This is a genomic window from Mycobacterium sp. (genome assembly GCF_049683935.1).
Classification (GTDB): Bacteria; Actinomycetota; Actinomycetes; order Mycobacteriales; family Mycobacteriaceae; genus Mycobacterium.
On the sequence record NZ_JBAUJR010000297.1, the window covers coordinates 1 to 5,765 of the forward strand.

The 5,765-nt window shown below is 66.3% G+C and carries 6 protein-coding genes, 1 tRNA gene and 1 pseudogene; all 8 read right to left on the reverse strand.

Features of this window, described 5'->3' with window-relative positions:
- Positions 1–184: 184 nt before the first annotated feature.
- The 8 genes and pseudogenes from WA965_RS17415 to WA965_RS17450 all read right to left on the reverse strand — a co-directional run bounded on the left by WA965_RS17415 (position 185) and on the right by WA965_RS17450 (position 5,756).
- Positions 185–1,216 carry a cation diffusion facilitator family transporter gene (locus tag WA965_RS17415; protein WP_526298834.1) on the reverse strand — a complete coding sequence of 344 codons (1,032 nt, stop codon included), beginning with the start codon at positions 1,214–1,216 and terminating at the stop codon, positions 185–187.
- Complete coding sequence (locus WA965_RS17420) at positions 1,213–1,638, reverse strand: ArsR/SmtB family transcription factor (protein WP_526298836.1); 426 nt, start codon at positions 1,636–1,638, stop codon at positions 1,213–1,215. The genes WA965_RS17415 and WA965_RS17420 overlap by 4 nt, the downstream gene beginning before the upstream one ends.
- Before the next feature lie 33 nt (positions 1,639–1,671).
- On the reverse strand, positions 1,672–2,457 hold the full coding sequence (locus tag WA965_RS17425; protein WP_526298838.1) for a bestrophin-like domain: 786 nt from the start codon (positions 2,455–2,457) through the stop codon (positions 1,672–1,674).
- A gap of 198 nt (positions 2,458–2,655) precedes the next feature.
- Positions 2,656–2,728: transfer RNA gene (locus WA965_RS17430), tRNA-Ala, on the reverse strand.
- Positions 2,729–2,815: 87 nt separating this feature from the next.
- Entirely contained in the window at positions 2,816–3,916 is a 1,101-nt protein-coding gene (sepX, locus tag WA965_RS17435; RefSeq protein ID WP_526298840.1) for a divisome protein SepX/GlpR, read from the reverse strand.
- A gap of 154 nt (positions 3,917–4,070) precedes the next feature.
- Positions 4,071–4,724: a GNAT family N-acetyltransferase gene (locus WA965_RS17440; protein ID WP_526298858.1), complete on the reverse strand. Its 654-nt coding sequence runs from the start codon at positions 4,722–4,724 to the stop codon at positions 4,071–4,073.
- Positions 4,725–4,743: 19 nt separating this feature from the next.
- Positions 4,744–5,652, reverse strand: a pseudogene (locus WA965_RS17445) (molybdopterin molybdotransferase MoeA); the annotation flags it as partial.
- A gap of 8 nt (positions 5,653–5,660) precedes the next feature.
- Positions 5,661–5,756, reverse strand: coding sequence for a hypothetical protein (locus WA965_RS17450; protein WP_526447862.1), 96 nt, complete (start codon positions 5,754–5,756; stop codon positions 5,661–5,663).
- Between the last annotated feature and the right edge of the window lie 9 nt (positions 5,757–5,765).

Sequence of the window (5,765 nt, forward strand, 5' to 3'; positions counted from 1 at the left end):
CGCCACCGGCGGCGACACCAACGAAGGCGGCACCGGCGGAAGTGGCGGCCGGGGCGGCATCGGCGGTCAGTCCGGCGATGACGGTTCAGACGGTAGCGGCGACAGCGACAGCAGCAGTAGCGACGACTAGCACCTGCCCGAGGCATCGCGGAACCACGCTGGAGGTTCCGCGATGTCGCGCCGGTCAATCGTGCGGACGACCCGTCGCCGGGTAAGCGTGTACAAGCGCCGATGCCAGTTTCGGGACGGCGTGGGTCAGGGTGTGCTCGGCTTCGTGGGCGATGTGGTGCGCTTCGGTGAGGCTGGTGGCGGGGTCGATGTCGAGTTCGGCGTCGGCGTGCAGGCGATGGCCGATCCACCGCATCTTCACGCTGCGCACCTCGGTGACGCCGGGTTCGGCGGCCAGCGCAACTTCGGCGGCATCCACCAGGGCCGGGTCGACGCCGTCCATGAGCCGACGGAAGACATCACGCGCCGCGGTGCGCAGGACAGCGAGGATGGCCACCGTGATCAGCAAGCCGATGACGGGGTCGGCGAGAGGGAAGCCCAGAGCGACACCACCCGCTCCCAACAGCACCGCCAGCGAGGTGAATCCGTCTGTGCGGGCATGTAATCCGTCCGCGACGAGCGCGGCGGAGCCGATCCGTCGACCCACCCGAATGCGATACACGGCGACGAGTTCGTTGCCGATGAACCCGACCAGTCCGGCTGCTGCGACCCATCCGACGTGTTCTATCGGGACCGGGTTGATCAGGCGGCGCACTGATTCGACCCCGGCGACGATGGCAGAGAGCGTGATCATCGCAACCACGAACAGTCCGGCGATGTCTTCGGCTCGCCCGAAGCCGTAGGTGTAACGACGGGTGGCGGCCCTGGTGCCGAGTGCGAACGCGATCCACAACGGAATGGCGGTCAGGGCGTCGGAGAAATTGTGGACGGTGTCGGCCAGCAGTGCGACCGACCCCGAGATCATGACGATGACGATCTGCACGACCGCCGTCGCGCCGAGGACGAGCAGGCTGATCTTCACCGCGCGGATTCCGGCGGCACTGGATTCCAGAGCGCCGTCGATGCTGTCGCCGGCATCGTGGCTGTGCGGGGCGAACACCTCCCGGAGGGCGGCGCCGATCCTGCCGCCGGATCCAGTGTGGCTGTGCCGATGACGGTGGCCTTGCCCGTGATGGTGGGTGGCGTCTGACGCGGCGTCGTGTGTCATGTGCGGGATCCGTCAGCCGCGTCGGAACCGGACCCGGCGTCGCGGTCGCCGGGATGCAGCAGCGCGAGTTCGGCAGCGTCGCGATGATGACCGGGGATGCCCGGACCTGCGTGCTCTGCGTTGAAAACGGCGTCGGTGACCAGTTGTCGGATGTGGTCGTTGCCGAGGCTGTAGAAGATGGTGGTGCCCTCGCGACGGGTGCGGACCAGGCGCGCCATTCGCAGTTTGGCCAGATGCTGAGACACCGACGGGGCGGGCTTTCCGATGTGGGCGGCCAGATCGTTGACCGCCATCTCCCGGCTGCCCAGGGCCCACAGCACCTGAACACGGGTGGCGTCGGCCAGCATCCGGAAAACTTCGACGACCAGGTCCACCTGATCATCGGGAAGCCGCCGCGCGCATGCTCCCTTATCTACGTTCATACGCAGATATTAGGCCATCGCGCCGGAGGTGGGTCACGACAACTGCCGGATGACCTCTTTCAGTGGCTCCGAGGACGTCCCCACATCGCCGAGAAAGGGGTGCGACAGTTCCATCACCAGGAACAGGTTCACCGCCACCAGTACGCCGAGGATCGCCACCATCGCGTAGTGCGTGGACGGCTTCTTGACGTCATAGATGATGGCGCAGAGCAGCATCAGCGCACTGGTCAGCCAGATGACCGCCCACAGCGACCACGGCGGGCCGACATCCGTTCGCGATTGCAGCACCCGCTGCGTGCGGGCCTGGCTGAGGCTGTCCAGATTGCTGAAAGAAGTTGCGAGCAGAGTTTTTTGCGTGTCGGTGCGCGCCTGGACGTCTTCGTATGCCGAATAGAGTCGTGTCAGCGCATCCTCGGCCGCCGGGTAGGAATCGCCCTTGGCGTTCTCGTTCCACTCGACCACTGCAGCCTGTTGGTACTCGAGGAGCGCCTTGCGAACTCTGCTGCTGTCAGGCTCATCGAACAACGTGGCATTGCGGGCAAGCTGCACACCTGTCGATCCCTCGGTCCTGGCCCTTCCGTCCGCATCGCCGATCTGTCCCCACATCGCTGAGACGACGAAGCCGAGAAAGAACGCGAACACGAAACCCACCACCCCGAAGGCGAATTTGATGACGTCGTTGTGCTCCTCGCCCTTCAGGCTGGGAAAGTTGCGCCGCACCACTGTCTGGATGAGCACCGCTCCGCCGGCCACGGCCACCACGATCCCCAGCAACAGCAACCACGACGGCAGGGTGCTCACCAGCCATTGACTGATCATCGGGGCTCCTAGGATTACGCCGGGTCACTCGCTAGGGCGCAGTTGCCCCGTCGCGCTCTACATGTCTAGCTGGCGAACTCCGCGGCCGTAGGACTTACCCGCAACAGTGATGGCGCAAAAAATGAGGGTGATCCAGCGGATGCTGTGACACACCCCGGTGCCGGCCGATCTCGGCCGACCTGAACTACACAAACTGGGTGGAGCTAAGGGGATTCGAACCCCTGACCTTCTCGATGCGAACGAGACGCGCTACCAACTGCGCCATAGCCCCTGATACCGGTAGCAGGCTACCAGTCACCGCACACCGGCTGAAATTGGTCCTCCGCTCCCGCGCGGGCGTTCGTCGGAGACCGGTCTGTTACTGCCCTGCGGCGCGGGGTAGGTCGTAGTGGCGGGCGAACGGGACGTAATCGAGATGCTCGAACTCGGGATCCTCATCGTCGATCTCCAGCACTGCGGCACCTGGTCTGCGCAGCCGCGCCGGGACTACGTCGAACTCCTGATCCGCGGTGTTCTCCACACCCAACCGCGACCTGGCGACCCGCTGGGCGCGACGTCGCCGCACCCGCTCCTCGATGCGGGTCTGCCGACGCAGGTAGGCCAGGTACAGCAGCGTGATCGCGCCGACCACACCGCACGCCCACCACATCGTCGACGACCAGGTGAACGCCGCCACCGCACTGGAGAGCAACAGCACCGCCATCACCGTCAGGGTCCGCGCACGGAACCGGTACTTGCGTACCGTTACCGCCTCAGCGGTGCTCGACTCCCGGCGACGGCGACGCGATGCGCTCATCGAGTCGGCGATGCGCAGATCGGTGTCCGACGGCGCCTCGAGTCCTGACGAGTCCGCGACGTACTCGTACTCATCCCCGTACCCGTCGTCGGTTTCGTCGTCCTCATAGGCTTCGTCGTCCTCGTAGGCTTCGTCGTCCTCGTAGGACGACTCGTCCTCGTAGGACGACTCGACCGTTTCGAGATCCTCGGATTCCAAGCCCACGGAGTCGCGGTCCCCCGAGTCGTAATCCAAAGTCAATTCGTCACTTTCGGCAGCGCCCACGGGGGCCACCCGGTCATCCTCAGCGACCGGCGTGCCGATGGGCAGAGCTCCGGAATCCTCCACCACGTCGACGTCGAGGTAATCGCTGTCGGCTTCGGCGTCTCGGACTTCTGCGGCGACCATGACGACCGAGCGGCCCGGCGCTTCGTTCCCGAGGCCATCGGACTCGTCGATGTCATCGTGGGAGGGACGCCAGTCCGGATCGCTGCGATGTCCCGATGCGGGTCCACGGCGCCGACGGAGCCTGGCGGTGGCGCTGCTGTTGAGCACGCGTGTGGCCAGCGCGACGTCGCTCGTCCGGCGGACGGCGTCGCGCTTGTTGATCAACATCGGAACCAGCACGAAGAGCCAGAGGACGACGAGGGAAATCCAGAGAAGAGATTGGGGGATGCTTGGCATGGCGCCTGCTCCTTTCCCCATCAGGCTAGGTCTGTGACCAGCGCATCCATGGGCGGCGCGCCGAGGACAATTACACACCTGTAATTCGCTGGAGACAAGCACCAAACGTCACATGTGTCACATCAGTAACACGGAAGGCTTTTTCCGGGCTGCGTCAGGCCCATGAAGCGTGACCCGCGCGCACCAGCGCGGAGCTCACCGAACCGTTCAGTTCTTCGATCGTGAGAGCCACCAACAGGTGATCCCGCCACGCCCCGTCGACGTCCAGATAGCGCTTCAGAAGGCCTTCCTCCCGGAAGCCGGCCTTTGCCAGTACTGCACGGCTCGCCGCATTCTCGGGGCGCACGGTGGCCTCGACGCGGTGCAGCATCACCGGGCCGAAACAGTGGTCCAGCCCCAACGCCAGCGCTGCTGTGGCAACCCCGCCACCCGTCGAGCCGCTGGCGACCCAGTACCCGATCCACGCCGACCGCAACGCGCCGTGCGTCACATTGCCTACGGTCAGCTGCCCTGCGAACTGGCCGTCGAGCTCGATCACATAGGGCAGCATCCGGCCCTTGCGGGCTTCGGCGCGCAGCCCCGAACACACCGACGGCCACGACGAAACTGCGTGTCGCACTTCCCAACTGAGATCGGTGGAGGGTTCCCACGGCTCGAGGTGACCACGGTCGGTAAGCCGGTTCCTGCTCCATTGCGCGGCGTCACGGAGCCGGACCGGCCGCAGCCGCACGACCCCGGCGGACACCCGCAGCGGCCCGACCGACAACGGCCATCCCGGATGCTGCGAACGCGAGCTCCACAGGTTCATCACGGAAGCCATCTGGCGTTCAGCCGCGTTGCGCCAGGAACGCGACGTCGACGACCTCACCCGTGCGGACCTGCTCGGCTTCGGTGGGGACAACAACCAGACAGTTTGCCTCGGCGAGAGTTGCCAGTAGATGCGACGACGCGCCCGGCGCCCCGCCCAACGCCTGGACCAGATACTCGCCGGTGTCCTGGTCGCGCATCAGCTGCCCACGCAGATACCCCTTGCGCCCGGGCACCGAGCTGATCGGCGACAACGCACGCGCCTGGACGACACGCCGGGCCGGCTGCCGTTTGCCCAGCGACAGTCGGATCAGCGGGCGCACCATCACCTCGAACACCACCAGTGCGCTGACCGGATTGGCCGGCAGCAGGAAAACTGGCACCCGCTCGGGACCGAGTTGGCCGAAGCCCTGGACCGAACCAGGATGCATCGCGATCCGTGAGACCTCCATGTCACCGAGTTGCGACAGCACCGATCGCACGCCCTCGGCCGCCGCGCCGCCCACGGCTCCCGCGATCACCACGGCCTCGGCTCGGTTCAACTGGCCTTCGACGACCTCGCGCAGCTTCGTGGGGTCGGTGCTCACGATCCCGACCCGGTTCACCTCGGCGCCGGCATCCCGTCCGGCAGCTGCCAGAGCGTAGGAGTTCACGTCGTAGACCTGACCATTGCCGGGCGTGCGGGAGATGTCGACGAGTTCGCCGCCGACACACATCACCGACAACCGCGGTCGCGGGTGCACCAGCACGCGTTCACGCCCTACCGCGGCAAGCAGTCCCACCTGCGCGGCGCCGATGATCGTGCCGGCGCGCACCGCGACATCCCCGGGTTGCACATCGTCACCGGTGCGGCGCACATATGCCCCCGACCGGACGCCCCGCAGAACCCTGACCCGCGAGTCGCCGCCGTCGGTCCAGCGCAGCGGCAGCGGCGGGTTCATGCCGGGGCGCGCCAGTCGCCCGATTTCCCGCCGGTTTTGGACAGCAGGCGGATATCCGCGATGGTCATGGCCTTGTCGATCGCCTTGGCCATGTCATAGAT